The sequence below is a fragment of the Anabaena azotica FACHB-119 genome, assembly GCF_014697625.1.
Classification (GTDB): Bacteria; Cyanobacteriota; Cyanobacteriia; order Cyanobacteriales; family Nostocaceae; genus Trichormus; species Trichormus azoticus_A.
Genome location: NZ_JACJSG010000009.1, coordinates 14,233 through 34,262, shown reverse-complemented (window position 1 = coordinate 34,262; position 20,030 = coordinate 14,233). Strand labels below are relative to the sequence as shown.

The following is a 20,030-nucleotide window of genomic DNA, read 5'->3' as shown; positions in this document are numbered from 1 at the left end:
CCTCATCTCCCCCATCTCCCCCTACTCCCTCATCTCCCCAATCCCCAGTCCCTAATCCCCAATCCCCACTTCTAGCTACAATAAGAGAATGTCTGAAACTTCTATCACTACAACACGCCCTACGTTCATCCTGGTAGATGGACATTCTCTCGCTTTCCGTTCCTACTTTGCCTTTGCTAAGGGACGGGACGGTGGCTTGCGGACTAAAACAGGTATTCCTACCAGTGTATGCTTCGGCTTTATCAAATGTTTATTGGAAGTGATGGCGACGCAACAGCCGCAAGCAATGGCGATCGCATTCGATTTGGGTTTACCGACTTTTCGCCACGAAGCCGACGATACCTATAAAGCCGACCGCCCTGGAACACCGGAAGATTTTGTTCCTGATTTGAAAAATCTGCATGAATTGTTGGAAGGCTTCAACCTCCCAATTTACACCGCCCCAGGTTATGAAGCGGACGATGTGCTGGGGACTTTGGCGCAGAAAGCTACCACACAGGGGTATAGGGTGAAGATTTTGACAGGCGATCGCGATTTGTTTCAACTCATCGACCCGGAAAAAGAAATCACTGTCTTAAATTTCAGTCCAGATGCGCTTAAACGTTCTACAAACAGCATCACAGAAATCAGTACAGAACAAGTTAAAGAAAAACTCGGTATTTTACCTACGCAAATTGTTGATTATAAAGCCCTGTGTGGGGATAAATCAGATAATATTCCCGGTGTTAAAGGAATTGGGGAAAAAACCGCAGTTCAGCTACTTAATACCTATGGTTCACTAGAGGAAATTTATCAAGCTATAAATGAAATTAAAGGTGCGACGCAGAAAAAATTAGCCCAAGGAGAAGAAGACGCTAAAAAGTCGCAATATTTAGCAAAGATAGTTACAGAAGTGCCAATAGAAGTTGATTTAGAAGATTGTAAATTAGTAGGATTTGATGAAAATATTCTTATTCCCATTTTAGAAAAGCTAGAATTTAATCGTTTTCTATCCCAAATTAACGAACTAAAGCTACGTTTTGGTGGCACAGTTGAGGAAGCACCAACCCCAGAAGTAACACCACCAGTCAACAATGATGATGAAGATGGTGATTTGTGGTTTTTCACTGCGGAAGATACTGCAACGATTACCCAAAAAATTGATGCACCAATTCAACCAAGAATTATTGATACTGAAGCCAAACTCACAGAGTTGGTAGAAATATTAAAACAATATACTAACCCAGAAAATCCAGTTGCATGGGATACAGAAACTAGTGACTTAGAACCCAGAGATGCAGCTTTAGTCGGTATTGGCTGTTGTTGGGGAACAGAAGCAGATGCTACAGCTTATATTCCTGTGGCGCATACAAAAGGGGATAATTTAGATAAGGATATAGTCCTGAATGCACTGCGTCCAATTTTAGAAAGTGCTGATTATCCTAAAACTTTCCAAAATGCCAAATTTGACCGCTTAGTTTTCCTAGTTCAAGGGATTAATTTAACCGGAGTTGTCTTTGATCCCATGTTGGCTAGTTATGTTTTGAATCCAGATACTAGCCATAATTTAAGTGACTTGACTCTGCGTTACTTAGGATTAACAATTCAAAACTATGTGGATTTAGTTCCTAAAGGTAAAACTATCGGTGATATAGATATATCTGCTGTAGCAAATTACTGTTGTTTACAAGTTTATGCTACGTTTCAACTTGTAGGTAAATTGCGTGAGGAACTGGCAAAAACACCAGAATTGTATAAACTGCTAACGGAAGTAGAACAACCTTTAGAAGCAGTTTTAGCGGCGGTAGAATACACTGGTGTCAGAATTGATTCAGCTTATTTAGGCGAACTTTCCCAAAAGTTAGAAGTAGATTTAGCTCAATTAGAGGAAAAAGCAACCGAAATAGCTGGGGAGAAATTTAACTTGGGTTCTCCCAAAAAATTAAGTTATATTTTATTTGAAAAATTAGGTTTATCTACTAAATATTCGCGGAAAATTCAGACTGGTTACTCAACAGATGCAGCGACTTTAGAAAAGCTCCAAGAAGTTTACAAAAATGATTTTCTTGAAACCATAATTGAGTATCGTACCTTATCTAAATTAAAGTCTACTTATGTAGATGCGTTACCTGCGTTGATACGTCCAGATACTCAACGAGTGCATACAGATTTTAACCAAACAGCAACATCAACTGGGAGATTATCATCTTCTAATCCCAATTTACAAAATATCCCCATTCGGACAGCCTTTAGTCGGCAAATTCGTAAAGCATTTTTACCTGAATCAGGTTGGTTAATGGTGGCGGCTGATTACTCACAAATTGAGTTAAGAATCTTAGCTCACTTGAGTCAAGAACCAATATTAGTGCAAGCATATCAACAAAATGAAGATATTCACACAGTTACCGCTAAATTAGTTTTTGAAAAAGAAGATATCACCCCAGATGAGCGAAGAATAGCCAAGACTATTAATTTCGGTGTGATATATGGGATGGGTTCTTTGAGGTTTTCTCGTTCAACGGGAATAGATAAGAATGTTGCTAATGAGTTTATTAAGAAATTTAACGAACGCTATGCTAAAGTGTTTGAGTATTTGGAACGGATGAAAAAAGAAGCGATCGCTCAAGGTTATGTAGAAACTATACTCGGTAGGCGGCGTTATTTCAACTTTACTAGCAACAGTTTACAAAAATACAAAGGCAACAATCCAAAAGATATTGATTTAAGCAAGTTAAAAAATCTCGGCGCTTACGATGCGGGTTTACTCCGCGCTGCGGCTAATGCTCCAATTCAAGGCTCTAGTGCTGATATTATCAAAATTGCGATGGTGCAAATCCAACAAGTTTTAAAAAAATATCAGGCGAGGCTGTTGTTACAAGTCCACGATGAATTAGTGTTTGAAGTTCCTCCCCATGAATGGGAAGAATTGCAACCACAAATTAAGTCAGTGATGGAAGGTGCTTTTCCGTTAACTGTCCCGTTGGTAGTTGATGTACGTGCAGGTGAAAACTGGATGGAAACCAAGTAAATTGTAATTATTCTTAGTAGGGTGGGCAGTGCAGCGCCACATATACTTATATTCTCACCATCAAAAGCCATAAATCCATGAAAACAGACCTAAAACAAACAATACAAGAAAAACGCACAGAGATTCTGAGCATTGCAGCCAAACATGGAGCTTATAATTTGAGAGTTTTTGGTAGTGTAGCAAGAGGTGAAGAAACAGAAATCAGTGATATTGATTTTTTAGTTGATTATGATTTAGATAAAATTTCTCCTTGGTTTCCAGGTGGTTTGATTTTAGATTTAGAGAATCTATTAAAGCGTAAAGTCGATGTGGTTACACCCAAATCATTGCACTATTTAATTCGAGATAAAGTTTTTAATGAGGCTATCTCTATATGAAAGATAGTCGAGTTTATTTAATTCATATACGAGACTGTATTGATAGGATTAAACAATACACAATTGCCGGGAAAGAATCATTTTTTAATGATATCAAAACCCAAGATGCTGTGTTGAGAAATCTTCAGGTGATGTGCGAATCTGTACAAAAACTACCACAAGATTGGAAAAATACATATCCTGAAATCGAATGGAATAACATTGGTGGATTTCGGAATAGATTAACTCATGAATATTTGAATGTAGACCTTGATATTGTTTGGAGTGTAATAGAAAATTACTTGCCGGATTTAGAGAAAACAGTTGAAGCTATGGCACAAGAGTTTTGGGACATTTAACTAAAAGAGGCTGATAGAAAGATATTATTATCATTCATATTTTGTCCCATCACCTTCTACTCGAAAGTTTATAAAGACCAACGCGAAGTTTCAATATTGTCTTTTTTATCAAGAACATATGCAATCTACACAAGTCGTAAGTAGCATTCCCGGACGGACAAGGTTCAAACTCCCTGTGCATCATCGTAATCAAGAGAACATGGCACAGATTGCCAGTGATATAGAAAAGCAATCAGGTATTTACAGTGTGGAGTATAATCATCAAACTGGTAGTATCCTTGTGCATCATGATACTCAGCAGGAATTAGATGATATCAAAGACATCATGAAGGATTTAGGCGTTGTCTTTGCAGATATTACTGGTGCAGCTGAACTCATACCTTTAGATGAAAAATCTGAACAGGGGCTAGACCTTTCTAATGCTTTATATGACCTCAACAAGCGTATTGTTGAGGCAACAAATGGTATTATTGACTTGCGGTTAGTTTTACCACTAGGGATTGCTGGACTTGGTGTTTACCAGTTATTGACTTTTGGGCTGCAACTAGAAATAATTCCTTGGTATGTTTTAATATATTTTGCTATCGATAGCTTTATTAAACTAAATTCTCAACCAGCAGCAGTAGCTGAATAAGCGTTGACGGTTGACAGTTAACTGTTAACTGTCAACAAACCTCATGCTTAATTATGCCCAAACCCTTGATTTTTCGTTTTTCTGCGTAAATCCTATTAAAATGATATCAAAACTAGTAATATTTTAGGAGAATATAAATTATGAGCCAATATCTTCTACTGCGGATTCAAGCGATTCCAAATGAATTATAAACATTAAAAAAAGCTATTATTCATCAATTAGATGGGTCTAAAAATAAATGCTCAAAAAAAAGAAGATATTGCTCACAATTGAAAAATTGCTGGAAAAAATTAATCAAGGAGATGGATTTACTATTGTCTCTTTTGATTTTCCTATTGTTCAAACAATGCTGCAACTACCTGAAAATTGGGACATTCACGATCGCATTATCACCGCCACAGCAGGTTACTATCAAGCTATCCTGATTACGGAATGCGCCTGATATTAACAGTGTTTGGGATTAACAATTTATACTAGCGGCAGAGTTTGCGATCGCTATCATCTTGGGGATATTGCCAAGAATAAGCAAAATGGCTCACACCTTTAATTTTATTACCAAAAGGACGCAAAGCCCGCATTTGTGCTTCTAACGGTGGACGATTACTGACTGACGCTCCCCAAGTTCCAGCCAAGGCGGGAATGACCTGTGTACTTGGTTTAGCCGTACTTAAGACTCGTTGCACTTGCTGCACAATACAACTAACATTACCGCAGGTAGCGTAAGACATGGGATGCCATTGTAAGGAACTAGGAAACCTGTCCCAAGGCTGCAAGCGTGAATCATAGCCTTGTCCCACAGTTTGGTTTCCTTCAGGGAAAAAGACAACGCCAGAAGGAATCCTGGCTTGTTTGGCTGGCTGGGTAGCTAAAGATACAAAGTCTACAATGCCTTGCATCGAATGAGCAACCGCCAACAGCCATAAATCCATCTGTAATATTGGTTGCCTAACTGTAGGTGCTAGTAAGGATTTTTGCTGTGGTGGGATGATGCGACCTTGCCACATTGGTTCACCCTCTTGAGGGTAAAGTTTATCAACATCAGTAATATCACCTGCGGTGATGTAACCTTTAGTTAAAAAGCGGCGAATCATCTCCAACCCCTTGTTATTTTGGGCGCGACGAAATAATGCTACTTGTGTAGCTTCAGTATAAAGCCACAAATCTGCAACAGTAGTAGCAAGAGAATCAGTACCAGCTTGTCGGGGATAGCGCACATAATCGAATAACAAACCATCAGGACGACGGCGCACTATTTCCTGTACCATGCGGTAATAGTCACGTTTGGCTTGCTCATTGTAGGGGTCGATGAAGACTTGAGAGCGATTATCGACAACATATAAGCTAGTTTGTCCTTTACCATTGCGAGCGATCGCACCTTCCCTATCACGCCGCAAAGCATAGTTATAACCGAAATTCGTAGTATACAACCAACTATATACCTTTAAACCACGTTGCCGTCCTTTCTGAATTGCAATACTCAATAAATCAACCTTTTCCGCACCTTTTTGGCGAACTACAGCAGGCCAAACCGTCGGGTTAGCCGATGCAGGTAACAAAACCCGCCCATCATAAAATACTTCTAGATAAATCTGGTTATAGCCACGATTCACCATGCGATCCATAATTTGGTCAATTGCGCCTGCTTTTATATCGCAGGGATATAAACGTAACCAAATAGCTTGGACATTCGGCCATGTGCGACTACGACATTTTTGTAGTTCCTGAGCGTGTTTTTTAATTAACTCTTGATAGCGTTTTTTCGCTTCTTGATTACCTTTGAGCGCTGATAAGCGGAAATTTTCTTTTGTTTGTGCTGCTGCTAGTGATAACTGACAAAATTCTGCCGTCTGTGCCTGAACTGGCTGTATGGCAAAATAGGGAATCAACAGGCTACTACCGAAAATAGCTGTAACTAGATGTTGGCGAAGTGAACTTAGTCTCACACGGTTTAAGGGACGCTTAGAAATACTGGACATAAAACAGACAAGACAACCATCAACCTAATTTAGGTAATTAGGTTGAATATTTATCAAATTTTGTACATCAAAAATCAGGATTCCCAGCATTCATGCTGAAATCTATATTTGTGTAATTAAATCTTTTACTTTGTAAAATTATTAATACATTCCAAAGCAACAACATCCTACTAAGGGGATATTTGTTAGCTTTTTTTCTCAATAAATGGGTAGGGACGCACAGCTAGCTGTGCATCCCCATAAGGATCATACAGACTAGGGTAGTGAATAGCTATAGCAATTATCCAAAATCCGGCGAAAGATGCAAACCTTGAAACCCAGACCATAGCTGAATTTCTGAATTTTGAATTTTGTAGCTTTAGCTGACCCCAGGGTATTTTGAATTTTGAATTGGTATTAACCACCTCGCTTTAATGCGTTCTCTACCTGTTTAAATTCCTGCTCCAAACGATTTTTAAGCTTTTGTGGTACGGGTCGGTTTGGGTAAGAACTGTAGTGTCCAGCTAAAGAGTTAAGAGCTGTCCGCATAGTGGTAAAGGAGCTAAGACCAGAAACAGAGTTAACCCGTTGATAGCGAGCAGAAAAATCATTAATTTTTTGCCGAGCTTCGGCTTGAATTGCAGCTTTGTCTGGTGAATCTTCTGTTAACTCTAGGGCTTGTCTCAAGGTATTAACGACAGCCAAAGTATCTTGACGATAATCACCTGTTAAGCTATCTGGGCTAGCACAGCCTACTAAACCAATAGCTACAACTAGAACGAGGGCAAGCAGACGTGACCAATAGCGCTTCATAAGCATTATCTAAAACAACACGTAAATCAACGTCCATCCTATCTTGGATTGGTATCCCTGGGATCAAGGGAGTGGGGAGTGGGGGGAGATGAGGGAGCAGAGGAGCAGAGGAGCAGGGGAGCAGGGGAGCAGGGGAGCAGAGGAGCAGGGGAGCAGAGGAGCAGGGGAGCAGGGGAGCAGGGGAGCAGAGGAGCAGGGGAGCAGAGGAGCAGGGGAAGTGGGGAAGATAAGGAAGAATAACAACTATCAACTGATAACTGATAACTGATAACTGATAACTGTCAACTGTCAACTGACTCTTATACTTTTTTTACATAACAGCAAAAAATATGACTGCTCAACCAGCATTCATGATATGGGAACATATATGTTGTAGCTGACCACCCACATAGAGGTTTTTGTGGATACCATTACCATCCCCGCTTTGAATCGTCCTGTGGATGCCACAGTAAATATTCCTGGCTCTAAAAGTATTACTAATCGAGCTTTGCTTGTTGCTGCTTTGGCTCAAGGTGATTCTACTTTAGAAAATGCCCTGTTTAGTGAAGACAGCGAGTATTTCGCTAAATGTGTAGAGCAGTTAGGTATTCCCATTACATTAAATCCGGCATTGGCGCAGATTCAAGTGTCCGGTAAGGGGGGGGAAATTCCCGCCAAACAGGCAGATTTGTTTGTGGGTTTAGCAGGTACGGCAGCCAGATTTATCACTGCGCTAGTAGCATTAGGTAAGGGTGAATATCGCCTAGATGGTGTACCTCGGATGCGGGAACGACCAATGGGTGATTTGGTAACAGTCCTGCAAAACAGTGGAATTACCATTAACTTTGAGGGCAATCCCGGTTTTATGCCCTACACTATCTACGGTCAGCAATTTGCTGGCGGTCATGTCAGTTTAAAAGCTAACCAAACCAGTCAGCAATTATCAGCGTTGTTGATGATTGCACCCTACGCCCAACAAGATACAACCATTGAGGTTGAGGGGACAATGGTTTCCCAGTCTTATGTGAAAATGACTTGTCGCCTCATGGCTGATTTTGGTGTAGAGGTTAGTCAAACCGATGACAACATATTTCACATCAAAGCAGGTCAGCGTTACCAAGGACGCAACTACACTATAGAACCTGATGCGTCTAATGCGTCCTACTTTTTCGCCGCCGCCGCCGTCACTGGTGGACGAGTGCGGGTGAACTATTTAACCAAAGCATCCTGTCAGGGTGATATCCTGTGGTTGAATGTTTTGGAACAGATGGGTTGTCAGATTATAGAGGGTGCAGATTATACCGAAGTTGTAGGGCCAGAACAATTACAAGGTATCGACGTTGATATGAATGATATGTCGGATCTGGTGCAAACCTTGGGAGCGATCGCACCCTATGCAAGTTCACCTGTTACCATTCGTAATGTAGAGCATATCCGCTACAAAGAAACCGAACGCATCCGCGCCGTTGTCACCGAATTACAACGCTTAGGTGTCAAAGTCGAAGAATTTGCCGACGGTATGCGAATTGAACCCGGCCCTATTACCCCAGCCGCTATAGAAACCTACCACGACCATCGTATGGCAATGGCATTTTCCGTTACAGGCTTAAAAACCCCAGGCATAATTATAAAAGACCCAGGCTGTACAGCAAAAACCTTCCCCGACTACTTCACCCGCTTCTTTAAGATGATTGGAGTTAGTTGACAGTTGACAGTTGTTATTCTCCCCCATCTCCCCCCACTCCCCAGTCCCCAATACCCAGTCCCCTATGTCCATCCGCGAAGAAATGCCCGTCCTAGCCCGTCATGAAGGTGAATGGGTGGGTACATATACATTAATTGATACCTCTGGGAAAATCCTCGATCAGCATGAATCCCATTTAAGCTGTCAATTTCCCGCAGATGGCCCTTATCCCTACTACCAAGTAAATCGCTATACCTGGGCTGATGGTAAAAAAGAAGAACATCAGTTTCCGGGAACCTACAGAGATAAAACACTGTGGTTTGATAGCGATCGCATTCTCGGCAAAGCCTGGGAAATAGACGATTCCACCGTTATCTTATGGTTTTCTTACAAGTCAGCCCCAGGAATGTATTTGTATGAAATGATTCAAATTAGCCCTGATAATAACCATCGTGCCAGAACTTGGCATTGGTTTAAAGACCATCAAATTTACCAACGTACTCTAATTCAAGAAAAACGGATAAAATAATAATTCACCATATTCCAAAATTTCTAGAGTGCGTTCACCCAGTGGACGCACAATTTGCTGTCAAAATGAAATAACAGCATATATTCTTGAATAATTGATTTATTATTTAAAACGGTTACTAGACAAGGTAGACGCATGGCAAAAAACGATAAAATTAACTTCTCAACCCCTAGCGGATTTCCCGAATTTCTGCCTAGCGAAAAACGCCTAGAATTATATTTACTAGATACCATCCGTAGAGTTTATGAAAGCTATGGATTTACACCTATTGAAACTCCCGCCGTTGAAAGGTTAGAAGTATTACAAGCTAAAGGTAATCAAGGCGACAATATTATTTATGGTATCGACCCTATTTTACCACCGAATCGCCAAGCAGAAAAAGATAAATCAGGTGAAACAGGTTCAGAAGCTAGAGCTTTAAAGTTTGACCAAACTGTTCCTTTAGCCGCGTATATTGCCCGTCACCTCAATGAATTAACCTTTCCCTTTGCACGTTATCAAATGGACGTAGTTTTCCGAGGAGAACGTGCAAAAGATGGGCGTTTTCGCCAATTTCGCCAGTGTGATATAGATGTAGTTGGGCGGAAGGAACTCAGCTTGCTGTATGATGCTCAAATGCCTGCAATTATCACAGAGATATTTGAAGCTGTTAATATTGGGGACTTTGTAATTCGCATCAATAACCGAAAAATTCTGACAGGTTTCTTTCAATCATTAGGAATTAGCGAAACTCAAATTAAAACTTGTATTAGTATTATTGATGATTTAGAAAAAATTGGTGAAGCGAAAGTCAAACAGCAGTTAGAGAAAGAAGGTATATCGGCAGAACAGACACAAAAAATTATCGATTTCATCAAAATTGATGGTAGCGTTGATGATGTATTAGATAAACTTAAACATCTTTCGCAGAGTCTACCAGAAGCCGAGCAATTTACCCTGGGTGTGACTGAATTAGAGACAGTAATTACAGGTGTCAGGAATCTTGGAGTTAATGATAAAAGGTATTGTATTGATTTGGCGATCGCTCGTGGTTTAAACTACTACACAGGCACAGTTTACGAAACAACTTTGATTGGACACGAAGCATTAGGAAGTATCTGTTCTGGCGGCAGATATGAAGAATTAGTGGGAATGTTTCTAGGTGAAAAAATGCCCGGTGTGGGGATTTCCATCGGCTTGACTCGCTTAATTAGCCGCTTACTCAAAGCAGGCATTTTAAACACCTTACCAGCAACACCAGCGCAAGTGGTAGTGGTGAATATGCAGGAAGACTTAATGCCGACTTATTTAAAAGTATCGCAACAGTTACGACAAGCAGGTCTTAACGTCATTACTAACTTTGAAAAACGCCAGTTAGGTAAGCAATTTCAAGCCGCAGATAAACAGGGAATTAGATTCTGTGTAATTATCGGTGCAGATGAAGCAGCAGCACAGAAATCTTCCCTTAAGGATTTAAAAACAGGTGAGCAAGTAGAAGTCGCGTTAGCAGATTTAGCCGATGAAGTGAAACAACGACTGATGTCACAGTAATATTGCTGCGGTTGCTATTGTCAATGGTAGTGGCTTAATCAAAACTCTCTCAAGAGTCTGCCACATCCATAGACGCGATCGCCAATTTCATTTTGCCGTAAAGCATACCACCAAGTAGCCGCATTCACAGCAATTACAGGCTTTCCTAGCCACCGTTCCGCCTCATCAGCCAACCGCAGCATACTTAAATTAGTACCCATCTGCACGATCGCCTCTACATCATCACCATCAAGTTCCTGAAGATGCTGGCGCAGGGTATCTTCCGAAACTTCGGCGATCGCCAATGCAGTAGGACAACGCAATCCTTTCAGGCGCACAACCTCCACCCCGATATCGCTGAAGAAATGGCGGATTTTGTCGTCAGCTACAGCCTGATAAGGGGTGATGACAGCAATTTTGTTCACCTTGAACGCTTCTAGGGCTGCTTGATACGCCGAAGCACAGGAGGCTATCCTCAAACCTGCAAAATCCTCAATCCTTTTGACAAACGCTTTGTTACCTTCACTCCCTCCCCAAAAAGTCTCAGCACTCATCGCCATAATTAGGTAATCGACACCCGCAGTCATCATCCGTTCAATTGCTGCGAAAAGTTCATCATCGATTTGCTGCAAAACATTTAACATCTTTGTGTCACTACTCAAGTCCTGGTCGCGGATATGTATGCGGGACATATGAGAAGTAACACCCCGCACCGCCATCGCATGAAAATCGGGTTCAACAATTGTGTTTGTGCTGGGCGCAAGCACGCCAAATTTCTTTCGCCATCCTAATACGTCCACCATGTCTAATTCCTTCTCAAATAACATCCAATAGGTGAACCAATAACTTGTCCATTGTGATAAATCAAATTTCCCCTTAAAAACGTACTCTTCACCCTTCCTGTTAACTCCATCCCCTCAAAAGGTGTATAACCTTGCTGTGACTCCGACTCAGCCGCATTTACCACAAAGCTTTCATTCGGGTCTACTAACACCAAATCAGCATCATAACCAATAGCAATATCCCCTTTGGTTAACAAACCAAAGCGCCGTGATGGGTTCCAACATAACAACTTAGCCATATGACTGTAAGACATTCCCCGCTTACTACCTTCACTCAATACACCCGAAAGTAAATATTCAGTCCCACCAAAACCAGACTTGGCTAACCATATATTATTCGGTTCTTTTGCACTGATTTTCTGTTCCGCAGAACAGCAAGCATGGTCACTAACTATCCAATCTATTTGATGGTTAAGTACAGCTTGCCATAAGTATTCCACATCAGCACGGGGACGAATAGGTGGGTTGACTTTTGCCCAAGTACCATTGGGTGTGTCAACATCTAATAATAAATGTCCGACTGTCACCTCTCGCCGAAAATTAATATGAGGAAAAGCAGTTTGCATCGTCAAAGCTGCTTCTATTGCTTTACGCGAACTCAAGTGTAATAAATTGATATTTGCACAGTTAGTCTCATGTGCCAAATAAGCAGCAATAGAAATTGCTAAACCTTCCGAATGGGGTGGACGTGCGGCACTGTAGGCTTGTAGTCCCGTTAGACTAGAATCATGCTGCACAATTTTTGTATAAGCATTGAGAATTTCTGCAACTTCGCAATGCAAACTCAAGCTAATATATTCTCGCGCCTGTGGGTATTCTGCCATTAAGCGAGTTATACCGCGCATAATAAACTCAAAGTGGGCAAAGTCGTAACGTTCCTCTTTATTTATCATCAAAAACAGGTTTTGCTGGTCTGATAAACCATGCAAACCATAGCCGCCGTAAAACATGAAGATTTTAAAGGAAGTTACCCCATATTCACTAAATAATAGAGGTATTTCTTCGATGTGTTGACTGGCGATCGGTGCAACATGATAACTGTAATCTACAAAAAAATTACCTGCGGATAATGCCAATACTTCGGGAAAAAAATCGCGGTATGAACCACCTTTATTGAGATAATATTGTCCTGTACGAATGTAGTTGAGACTAGTTGTTACTCCCCCCATCGCCGCAGCTTTGCTTTCTGTGACTGCATCTTGAGCGAGGGGTTGATAAATACCAATGTGCATATGGGCATCCACAAGCCCTGGAAAGCCCAAGAGGTTTTTGGCATCAAATACTTGTTGACCTTGCTCTACGGCGATATTAGGGGCAATTTGAGCGAATTTTCCATCTTTAATCCCTATATCAAGTAGTTCCACAGTATCATCATGGGGACGAACTACTCGCACATTTTTGATAATTTGATCTAATACTGGAGGTTCAGTCACAATAGACCTCACACTAAAATGATTACAGAAGTGAAGATTCTGATGTAGTCAGCAATTCCCACATCGTACCGGAACGCGAACCAAATCCTATTACTATGTAACAGTTTTTTATTTAACCATCTTGAGGAGAAAAGCTAATGGCAAATTTTAACGAGTACCATTTAAATCCAGAAGAATTTCCCTTCTTGAATAATTTTCAAGAGAAATGGAAGGTGATTAGAGATGAATTTACAAGTTTTATTAAGCAGGCATCAACTGAGGAGTTAAAATTTACTTATGATGTTTTAGGGCCTAAAAGTAAAACTATAAAAGCCAAGGGTGATTCAAAATATAGCGCTTTTGGAATTTTATTCCAAGGTCTGTTTATTGAAGAATATATTCAATTGCATCAAATTCAATATCCAGACTATCAAACTGATGAGGCTTCAGAAAAAGCGTTAGCGTTAAGAAAAACATATTTTCCTAATTTAGCCCAGGTGATAAAACAAGTAAACTTACTTAATGAGGATATTATTAGAAATGCGTATTTTGGGACATTTCATCCAGGGTTAGATATTAAGCTTCATGTTAACTATAACCCACATATGAATCGCGGTTATTTAGGTTTGATTGTGCCTGAAGGTGATGTGGCGATGAAAATATGCCATGATAAGCTTTATTGGCATAAAGGAGAATTTTTGATTTTAGATCACAGTTATCCACACTGTCCCCATAATTATACCAATTATGATAGGACTGTTTTGGTTGTAGACTTTTTTAAACCAGATAAGCCGAGAGCAGAAGTCATACAATTTGAACAGGAACAAGTTGCACAACGTATGCAAGATAATCCTTACAGCTTGGGTGTATTCGGGAAAAGTGATAAAGCGAAAGAAGAGGATTTTATTAAGTATGGTTTAGCTCATCAGTTAGAGTGGGATAAGGCTTTAGGAGTTTAATCCAATTTTTAGATAGGCTGGGAAACTCTCTCAAGAGAAATTCTCTAGCCTATTATGAATTGTTTTATGGTTGGGAGATTTTTCTACTAGTGGCTTGTCTATGCTAATACCAATTGGAAAAAAGAATGCGACAGATATATGGGTAGGGACGCACATCTGTGCGCCCCTACTCATCTGCGTTTATCTGCGTTTATCTGCGTTCAATTTTTTCAAATCTATTGCACTATTTTAGTCTTGACACGCCATTAGTGATATGTAAGAAACCTACTCATTTATTCTGCTCAAGTGCAGCCTGGAGACGTTGTTGATCCTGTTGAGTAATATCTGGGTTATGTAGTATCCAATAACAGTCTAGGCGGTCATTAGTGCGAAACAGCAGTAATGCGCCACTTTCTGTCCAGAACGGGCCGTGGGGAATGTGTGCTGGTCGCCAATAGTAACCATCTTTACGCATGGCACTATAGCGCCTATTGAAAGGATCGTCACTCATAGACCAATGTCCCAGCACATCTCCAGAGATAACGTAGGCTTCCTCCGTGGTGGGATGTCCAGCATAAAAGTTACCTTCGATCCACATAGGTACTAACCCCAGAATCCAAGTAGCGCGGCCGGTTTTTTTGTTGGTATATAAGCTTTTTCGCGCTGAACCTGGAGGTAAGAAGGTTGTACTCTCCCATTTCATGGCATGGAGTTCTTGTAAAGGTATATACTCAGTCATCCTTTCATGGGTCTGCATATACGGATGATATACAGAGTTTTCGGGAATTTGCTCTAGTTCTGCATAGTCTTGTGTGATATAACTGGGGTTAGCATCTGGCATCCACAAAAGAATGGTGTCTTCTTCTGCTTTCCAAGGGCCAGTCGGTACTCCAGCCGGAATAAAGGAGTAACTGAGATGGCGTAAGGAAAATCCACCCTGGTAAACTGTGCCTTGGAGGACAAAAATTTCTACATCTGTGGTGAAATGACCTATGGGTGCGTTCCAACCTTGTTTGAGGATGACTCGTTGTGTAGATTCTCCTGTATTTTTGTCGATGGATAGAATCTGGGCAGTACCATGTGTACTATCAACAAAGTTTTTCACATTAAAAGGCACTTGGGGAAAGCTGAGTACAGAATTAAGTGACTCCTCAGTTTCTACATGTGTGCGCCCTGTAAAAGTATGATTGTTCATTTGAGTACCTGCTTAGTGATCACAATTGTGGCACTTAAAAGCTAATGGGGATTGTATCAATCTTCAAACTTGGTTTTGACTTTTTGCGCTACAAAGGTCAAAACTACTGCTGATAGTGAAGTAAAGCAGTGCTAGCGATCGCCACACCCACCAAAATATGTTTTACTAATTTTGTCACCTGATTTGGGGTAGGGTGCGTCAGATGTGGAAAAGCCTTGAATCTGTACGACATTATTGGGGCTGACGCACCCTACAGATAGTTTGATTATGACACTTGCGTAAGTCCTAAAATAATTTTAGACAGATGAAATCATAGATAATTAAATTTATTGTATATCCAGTTAATGATGATGACACAAAATGCAGAGAACACCCTAAAAGTTGCTCATCAAGGGTTTGAATATTTTACTCAAGGTCTAGCAACGGGAGAATGGCAAAAATTTCTTGATATGCTGACAGATGACTTTACTTTCTGGTTTCCCGTGGGTAAATTCCACGGTTTGAATGTAGGTAAAGAACGCGCCCAGGAATTTTTTACATATGTTTCTGAGTCTTTCCAACCTGGACTCAAACTAACATCTCTAGACCGGGTTACTAGCAATGAAACAACGGTAGTCTTTGAGTTTCGAGACGAGGGGCTATTATTAGGAAAACCTTATAAAAATCGTGTAGCTGTGTCTTTTGATGTGCGTGGCGACAAAATTTGTAGTTATCGAGAGTATTTTGGGAGCGATGGTAAATCTAATTAGTCTGATGGGTGTAATTATATAGATATTAAAAGTATGACATCACTCTTGTGGGAGAAAAATAGAAACAAATGCTTCTAACTTAAGTTATATATTGTCTTTTGGGTAGTTGCTCACAATTAGGTGAACATTATCCCCAAAAGGGTAGCTTATGAAAAGCATAGCTTATGCTGCGATCGCAGTACTTTTAGGAGCAGGTTTGAGTGGAATAATTTCTGTTAAATCTTCACTCATTAATCAACCGCAAGATTTAATTGCACAAGAGTCCCCCACACCTAGCCCTACCACACCTACACCTAGCCCAACTACACCTACACCTACACCTAGCCCCACGACCCCAGGTAAAGGTAGTTAATTATAGCTAACGCTAAAACACTAGCAGATCCATCTTAATTGTCAATTAAGTCACATTATTGAGCTAATTCTGGGAAATCTACTCCCGCTCATAACCTGACCATTTTTTTAGTTAGCATCAAATTGTTGGTGGAGCAAACTGAGCAAAAACCTCTGCTCCAGTCAGGTTTTGTGTTTCATTTGCAAAGCAATAATAGGCAGGTTTTTCATCAATAAATATTTGATGATCAAAAACAAAATCTTGAGGTTGTTCAAATAACCCAACAGGAATAAAGTACTGATTGTTTGCTTTCAATCTATAAAATAAGTGAGTGCCGCATTGATTGCAAAAGCCACGTTCAGCCCATTGAGACGAATTAAATACAGTGATGTTTTCTTCCTCTACAAACGAAACATCGCTACCGCAGTCAACTACTAACAAAGGGCCGCCTCCCCATCTTCTACACATTTGACAGTGGCATCCACCTATATTTTTACTCATATTCTTAACAGAAATACGAGCTGCTCCACACAGACAAATTCCTTTACCTTGATTGTTATTTGACATATTATCCTCCGATGTGGTGAATTAGGTAAGTTATTCTAGCTTCTCCCCTCTGTCAACCTGTAGTGCTTTAATTATTTTGCGATTGAATTGCTTGGAGTTCTTTACACTTGGCCTCTGCGGCTTGATAGGCATCTAGATATTCTTGACCACCCAACATGACATCGCCATAATATTCATAAGGTGCATCACCGTAGATGGGTAGTGGGTCATCTTCGGGATAATCTTCCTGTGATTCTTCAATAACTGCTTTGAGCTTTTTCACACTCAAGCTTTGAGCGACAAAATACCATAATTCTGTCGATTTTTTGTGCAGATGGGGTAGTGTGGGATCGACGATACTGTCCCCTATCTCAATCCAACTGTGTTCTCTAGGTTTGTATGGCTTACCTGCACACACTAGAAACCCTTGGACATAAGTTGCTCCTTGTGTTGCTAATGCGGCTTTATAAGCATTATCAAAGGGTTTATTGGCCTTACTTTTGATGCTTTCGGCAAGTTTGAGCGAAAGCGTTTCATCCAATGCTTTATTCATTGACAGCCGTAATCAGAGCGCCTACTACAATATAAATATACAATGAAAAAACAACGGCGTTTTGGGTTTGCGCCGTTGTAGCAGCATTTATGGTTACTACAAGAACAAGTTTAGACTTTTCGGCAGAAACCGAATAATTACAATTACTATAGCTTGATAAAAATTGCTTGGATGTGTTTATTAACACAATCGATAAGCAATTCACTCTGGTTTAGGCATTTGCTGGTATCAGCAGAGAGTAGGAGAAGGAATATTTGCCGCTAGATTACTCAAACATCTCCCTGAAAAACCTTAATTTTGTGGGTTTATGCCCAATAAAGTACATTGGCGTTATTTATTCTCTCAAGAGGGTGATGCACAATCTATTAACAAATACTAAGCTACCTGTAGTTGCAGATGCTGACTATCCCTAAAGAAATGATGGATTTTAGCCAAACTCTTATTCATAAAATAGATGCCATTGTTGATCAATGGGTAGAAGCAGTCTATCAAGATGAACAGATTGAAGCTACTAAAGAGTTAACTTTTAAAGCTGTACGCAATAGTTTACCTAAAGTTCTCACAGCGTTAGCAACAGTACTTTCGGAATCAGAAAAGAGCGATTTACAAACGGTAGTTAATACAAGTTTAGAGCATGGGTGGCTGCGTGCGGAACAAGGATTTGAGCCAGCAGAGATTGCACGAGAGTATCGTTTACTGCGGATGGTGATTTTTTCTTTTCTGGAAGAAGATTTGTTAAAAGCAACTCCTGTAGAGTTGTTGCGGGCTGTGCGCTTGATTGATATGATCATTGATGAAGCGATCGCTCGTTGTTTTAACAGCTATACTCACGGTAGGCTACAAGAATTAGAACAACTCCAAAGCCAGTTACGCTTAACTAACCAAGAACTCACTCGTTTGGTTCGCGCTAGTAAGGATAGTATGTCACAGTTGGCGCATGAACTCAAAACACCTTTAACTTCTATTATTGGTTACACAGATTTATTTTTACGCCAGCATCGCCAAAAACCGGAACACAAGGATACGTATCCCAATCTCGAAAATATCGAGCGAGTTATGAAAAGCGGTAGGTTGATTCTACGCTTAATCAACGATACATTGGAAATTTCCCGTTACGATGCTGGTCACTTAATATTACAACCCACCGTTACAGATGTACGTGAGTTAATTAACTCAGTTGTCGAGATTATTGAACCACTAGCGCGGAATAAAGATTTAGCTTTAGTGATAGATTGCGATCGCGCTCCCCATCAAGTTACCACAGATCCGCTCAGAGTGCAGCAAATTCTCACTAATTTACTCAGTAACGCCATTCGCTACACTCAATCGGGTACAGTCAGGTTAGAGTGTTGGCAGAAATCTGAAAAAAACTGGGCTATATCTGTTATTGATACAGGAATTGGAATTGCACAAGACGCGCAAACGCAAATCTTCCAACCTTATTTTCGTGTAGTGAGTGATAAGCAAGTACAAGCTTCAGATGGTACAGGTTTAGGATTAGCAATAGTGCATCGCTTAGTTCAATTATTGCAAGGCGATATTAAGGTAGTGTCACAGCCAGAAAAAGGCTCTACATTTACAGTAACTTTACCATTGGGCAGTTGACAGTTATCAGTTATCAGTTATCAGTTGACAGTTGACAGTTGATATTAATTAACGTGAGTTCGACCAGCGTTGTTTTAACCTCACCCCCAACCCCTCTCCTACGAGGAGAGGGAAGTAAGAGGGTGATTTTTTCGTTTCTCCTCCCTCTCCTCGTAGGAGAGGGAGGTTGGGAGGGTGAGGTTCATCGAACTCACGTTAATTACTCTCCCTCATCTCCCTCATCTCCCCCATCTCCCCCCACTCCCCCCATCTCCCCCCACTCCCCAGTCCCCAATCCCCAATCCAGGTAAAATAAGTCTATAGATAATTAACTAAGAACACCTAAGTAGCCACTTTGTATGCTCACAACGGCTGATTTTCTCAAATATACTCAATGGTCTGGTATTGCGACTTTGGTGTTTGCTGCTTTGGCCATAATAGCTTTCCTGTTTAAATGGGGCTTCCGCTATCGGCTAGTGGGGACAACTGGCTTTATGTTGGTGCTGACTACTGGTTTATTTGCACTTTCATTGTTCCCTTTGAGTCGGACTGTGATTCCGGGGGCTGTGAAGTACACTCTAGTTTATGATAATGGGGCAAACCAAGCAGTTATTTCCTTATCTCCCAAAATTACGCCGGAGGAAGTGGAAGCGACTTTACTACAAGCCTCCAGCAACCTCTATTCTTTCGGGCGTTCTGGAAGAAGCGAGGATGACAAGCTGACAATTCGCGCTCGTACTTTTATCCACCCAGAACCAGGGCTAACAATACCACTTTACCTGGGCGAAATTAAGCGATCGCTCGCTAACCGCGAAGACCCCCAAGTTTCCCTGGATATCTATCCTGATAAATTTGCCCAACTCCCACAACCAAAGGCTTAATAGTCATCTCCTCTGTGTCTGTGTGGTGAAATATCTTGAACCACACAGACACAGAGTTTTCCATTGCTGTAAACGTAATTTCCTTGATTATTATCGGTGCATAAGTTTTTTGTATTTTCATATACAATATTTCTTATTTTTAGATTAAGATGTTATTTACCTAAATTTAATCAG

Annotated in this window: 22 protein-coding genes; 13 read left to right on the top strand and 9 right to left on the bottom strand. The window is 40.6% G+C overall.

Going from position 1 to position 20,030, the window contains the following annotated elements; all coding sequences use genetic code 11:
* Positions 1–88: 88 nt before the first annotated feature.
* The 5 genes from polA (at position 89) to H6G83_RS08200 (ending at position 4,798) form a co-directional block, all read left to right on the top strand.
* Entirely contained in the window at positions 89–3,007 is a 2,919-nt protein-coding gene (gene polA / locus H6G83_RS08220; RefSeq protein WP_190469738.1) for a DNA polymerase I, read from the top strand.
* Between the two features lie 77 nt (positions 3,008–3,084).
* A complete protein-coding gene (locus tag H6G83_RS08215) occupies positions 3,085–3,384 on the top strand; it encodes a nucleotidyltransferase family protein (protein WP_190469704.1) in 300 nt (99 codons plus the stop codon).
* Positions 3,381–3,722 carry a HepT-like ribonuclease domain-containing protein gene (locus H6G83_RS08210; protein WP_190469701.1) on the top strand — a complete coding sequence of 114 codons (342 nt, stop codon included), beginning with the start codon at positions 3,381–3,383 and terminating at the stop codon, positions 3,720–3,722. Before H6G83_RS08215 ends, H6G83_RS08210 begins: the two co-directional genes overlap by 4 nt.
* A gap of 118 nt (positions 3,723–3,840) precedes the next feature.
* Positions 3,841–4,356, top strand: a complete 516-nt coding sequence (locus H6G83_RS08205; RefSeq protein ID WP_190469698.1) for an HMA2 domain-containing protein — start codon at positions 3,841–3,843, stop codon at positions 4,354–4,356.
* 238 nt (positions 4,357–4,594) lie between these two features.
* Entirely contained in the window at positions 4,595–4,798 is a 204-nt protein-coding gene (locus tag H6G83_RS08200) for a PIN domain-containing protein (protein ID WP_190469695.1), read from the top strand.
* Between the two features lie 31 nt (positions 4,799–4,829).
* Here H6G83_RS08200 and H6G83_RS08195 read toward each other — a convergent pair whose 3' ends face one another.
* The 3 genes from H6G83_RS08195 to psb27 form a co-directional block, all read right to left on the bottom strand.
* Entirely contained in the window at positions 4,830–6,332 is a 1,503-nt protein-coding gene (locus tag H6G83_RS08195; RefSeq protein ID WP_190469693.1) for a family 10 glycosylhydrolase, read from the bottom strand.
* 185 nt (positions 6,333–6,517) lie between these two features.
* Positions 6,518–6,658: a hypothetical protein gene (locus H6G83_RS34955; protein ID WP_206758984.1), complete on the bottom strand. Its 141-nt coding sequence runs from the start codon at positions 6,656–6,658 to the stop codon at positions 6,518–6,520.
* Between the two features lie 70 nt (positions 6,659–6,728).
* On the bottom strand, positions 6,729–7,130 hold the full coding sequence (gene psb27, locus H6G83_RS08190) for a photosystem II protein Psb27 (RefSeq protein WP_190469690.1): 402 nt from the start codon (positions 7,128–7,130) through the stop codon (positions 6,729–6,731).
* A gap of 394 nt (positions 7,131–7,524) precedes the next feature.
* Between psb27 and aroA the strand changes: the two genes are divergently transcribed.
* From aroA to hisS, 3 genes are all read left to right on the top strand, one after another.
* Positions 7,525–8,808 (top strand): 3-phosphoshikimate 1-carboxyvinyltransferase, encoded by a 1,284-nt coding sequence (gene aroA, locus H6G83_RS08185; RefSeq protein ID WP_190469686.1) that lies wholly within the window; start codon positions 7,525–7,527, stop codon positions 8,806–8,808.
* A gap of 64 nt (positions 8,809–8,872) precedes the next feature.
* Entirely contained in the window at positions 8,873–9,316 is a 444-nt protein-coding gene (locus H6G83_RS08180; protein ID WP_190469683.1) for a DUF3598 family protein, read from the top strand.
* 135 nt (positions 9,317–9,451) lie between these two features.
* Positions 9,452–10,846 carry a histidine--tRNA ligase gene (hisS, locus tag H6G83_RS08175; RefSeq protein ID WP_190469680.1) on the top strand — a complete coding sequence of 465 codons (1,395 nt, stop codon included), beginning with the start codon at positions 9,452–9,454 and terminating at the stop codon, positions 10,844–10,846.
* Between the two features lie 38 nt (positions 10,847–10,884).
* Here hisS and H6G83_RS08170 read toward each other — a convergent pair whose 3' ends face one another.
* Entirely contained in the window at positions 10,885–11,628 is a 744-nt protein-coding gene (locus tag H6G83_RS08170; RefSeq protein WP_190469677.1) for a maleate cis-trans isomerase family protein, read from the bottom strand.
* Between the two features lie 2 nt (positions 11,629–11,630).
* Positions 11,631–13,100: an amidohydrolase family protein gene (locus H6G83_RS08165; RefSeq protein WP_190469674.1), complete on the bottom strand. Its 1,470-nt coding sequence runs from the start codon at positions 13,098–13,100 to the stop codon at positions 11,631–11,633.
* Between the two features lie 137 nt (positions 13,101–13,237).
* On the opposite strand from H6G83_RS08165, the gene H6G83_RS08160 reads away from it, so the two are divergent.
* Positions 13,238–14,038 carry an aspartyl/asparaginyl beta-hydroxylase domain-containing protein gene (locus tag H6G83_RS08160; protein ID WP_190469671.1) on the top strand — a complete coding sequence of 267 codons (801 nt, stop codon included), beginning with the start codon at positions 13,238–13,240 and terminating at the stop codon, positions 14,036–14,038.
* A 268-nt stretch (positions 14,039–14,306) separates the two neighbouring features.
* Here the strand turns inward: H6G83_RS08160 and H6G83_RS08155 are convergent, their stop codons facing one another.
* A complete protein-coding gene (locus H6G83_RS08155; RefSeq protein WP_190469668.1) occupies positions 14,307–15,212 on the bottom strand; it encodes a DUF4437 domain-containing protein in 906 nt (301 codons plus the stop codon).
* A 103-nt stretch (positions 15,213–15,315) separates the two neighbouring features.
* Positions 15,316–15,444 (bottom strand): hypothetical protein, encoded by a 129-nt coding sequence (locus H6G83_RS35840; RefSeq protein ID WP_277876294.1) that lies wholly within the window; start codon positions 15,442–15,444, stop codon positions 15,316–15,318.
* A 118-nt stretch (positions 15,445–15,562) separates the two neighbouring features.
* On the opposite strand from H6G83_RS35840, the gene H6G83_RS08150 reads away from it, so the two are divergent.
* On the top strand, positions 15,563–15,961 hold the full coding sequence (locus H6G83_RS08150) for a nuclear transport factor 2 family protein (protein ID WP_190469665.1): 399 nt from the start codon (positions 15,563–15,565) through the stop codon (positions 15,959–15,961).
* Between the two features lie 148 nt (positions 15,962–16,109).
* Positions 16,110–16,313, top strand: a complete 204-nt coding sequence (locus tag H6G83_RS08145) for a hypothetical protein (RefSeq protein ID WP_190469663.1) — start codon at positions 16,110–16,112, stop codon at positions 16,311–16,313.
* 117 nt (positions 16,314–16,430) lie between these two features.
* On the opposite strand, the gene H6G83_RS08140 is transcribed toward H6G83_RS08145, so the two are convergent.
* Positions 16,431–16,859: a GFA family protein gene (locus H6G83_RS08140; RefSeq protein WP_190469661.1), complete on the bottom strand. Its 429-nt coding sequence runs from the start codon at positions 16,857–16,859 to the stop codon at positions 16,431–16,433.
* Positions 16,860–16,926: 67 nt separating this feature from the next.
* A complete protein-coding gene (locus tag H6G83_RS08135; protein WP_190469658.1) occupies positions 16,927–17,391 on the bottom strand; it encodes a hypothetical protein in 465 nt (154 codons plus the stop codon).
* Positions 17,392–17,811: 420 nt separating this feature from the next.
* Here H6G83_RS08135 and H6G83_RS08130 point away from each other — a divergent pair, with 420 nt between their 5' ends.
* Both H6G83_RS08130 and H6G83_RS08125 read left to right on the top strand, forming a co-directional pair.
* On the top strand, positions 17,812–18,996 hold the full coding sequence (locus H6G83_RS08130) for a sensor histidine kinase (protein ID WP_190470107.1): 1,185 nt from the start codon (positions 17,812–17,814) through the stop codon (positions 18,994–18,996).
* Between the two features lie 338 nt (positions 18,997–19,334).
* Positions 19,335–19,856: a Ycf51 family protein gene (locus H6G83_RS08125; protein WP_190469655.1), complete on the top strand. Its 522-nt coding sequence runs from the start codon at positions 19,335–19,337 to the stop codon at positions 19,854–19,856.
* Positions 19,857–20,030: the final 174 nt, after the last annotated feature.

What these genes read in the sequence shown, in the direction of transcription:
- H6G83_RS08210 (WP_190469701.1), top strand. Translation starts at nt 3,381, where the DNA reads ATGAAAGATAGTCGAGTTTATTTAATTCATATACGAGACTGTATTGAT.
- psb27 (WP_190469690.1), bottom strand. Translation starts at nt 7,130, where the DNA reads ATGCTTATGAAGCGCTATTGGTCACGTCTGCTTGCCCTCGTTCTAGTT.
- H6G83_RS08160 (WP_190469671.1), top strand. Translation starts at nt 13,238, where the DNA reads ATGGCAAATTTTAACGAGTACCATTTAAATCCAGAAGAATTTCCCTTC.
- H6G83_RS35840 (WP_277876294.1), bottom strand. Translation starts at nt 15,444, where the DNA reads ATGTCGTACAGATTCAAGGCTTTTCCACATCTGACGCACCCTACCCCA.
- hisS (WP_190469680.1), top strand. Translation starts at nt 9,452, where the DNA reads ATGGCAAAAAACGATAAAATTAACTTCTCAACCCCTAGCGGATTTCCC.
- H6G83_RS34955 (WP_206758984.1), bottom strand. Translation starts at nt 6,658, where the DNA reads ATGGTCTGGGTTTCAAGGTTTGCATCTTTCGCCGGATTTTGGATAATT.
- H6G83_RS08195 (WP_190469693.1), bottom strand. Translation starts at nt 6,332, where the DNA reads ATGTCCAGTATTTCTAAGCGTCCCTTAAACCGTGTGAGACTAAGTTCA.
- polA (WP_190469738.1), top strand. Translation starts at nt 89, where the DNA reads ATGTCTGAAACTTCTATCACTACAACACGCCCTACGTTCATCCTGGTA.
- H6G83_RS08205 (WP_190469698.1), top strand. Translation starts at nt 3,841, where the DNA reads ATGCAATCTACACAAGTCGTAAGTAGCATTCCCGGACGGACAAGGTTC.
- H6G83_RS08215 (WP_190469704.1), top strand. Translation starts at nt 3,085, where the DNA reads ATGAAAACAGACCTAAAACAAACAATACAAGAAAAACGCACAGAGATT.
- H6G83_RS08200 (WP_190469695.1), top strand. Translation starts at nt 4,595, where the DNA reads ATGCTCAAAAAAAAGAAGATATTGCTCACAATTGAAAAATTGCTGGAA.
- H6G83_RS08155 (WP_190469668.1), bottom strand. Translation starts at nt 15,212, where the DNA reads ATGAACAATCATACTTTTACAGGGCGCACACATGTAGAAACTGAGGAG.
- H6G83_RS08170 (WP_190469677.1), bottom strand. Translation starts at nt 11,628, where the DNA reads ATGGTGGACGTATTAGGATGGCGAAAGAAATTTGGCGTGCTTGCGCCC.
- H6G83_RS08135 (WP_190469658.1), bottom strand. Translation starts at nt 17,391, where the DNA reads ATGAATAAAGCATTGGATGAAACGCTTTCGCTCAAACTTGCCGAAAGC.
- H6G83_RS08150 (WP_190469665.1), top strand. Translation starts at nt 15,563, where the DNA reads ATGACACAAAATGCAGAGAACACCCTAAAAGTTGCTCATCAAGGGTTT.
- H6G83_RS08130 (WP_190470107.1), top strand. Translation starts at nt 17,812, where the DNA reads ATGGATTTTAGCCAAACTCTTATTCATAAAATAGATGCCATTGTTGAT.
- H6G83_RS08145 (WP_190469663.1), top strand. Translation starts at nt 16,110, where the DNA reads ATGAAAAGCATAGCTTATGCTGCGATCGCAGTACTTTTAGGAGCAGGT.
- H6G83_RS08125 (WP_190469655.1), top strand. Translation starts at nt 19,335, where the DNA reads ATGCTCACAACGGCTGATTTTCTCAAATATACTCAATGGTCTGGTATT.
- H6G83_RS08140 (WP_190469661.1), bottom strand. Translation starts at nt 16,859, where the DNA reads ATGTCAAATAACAATCAAGGTAAAGGAATTTGTCTGTGTGGAGCAGCT.
- H6G83_RS08180 (WP_190469683.1), top strand. Translation starts at nt 8,873, where the DNA reads ATGTCCATCCGCGAAGAAATGCCCGTCCTAGCCCGTCATGAAGGTGAA.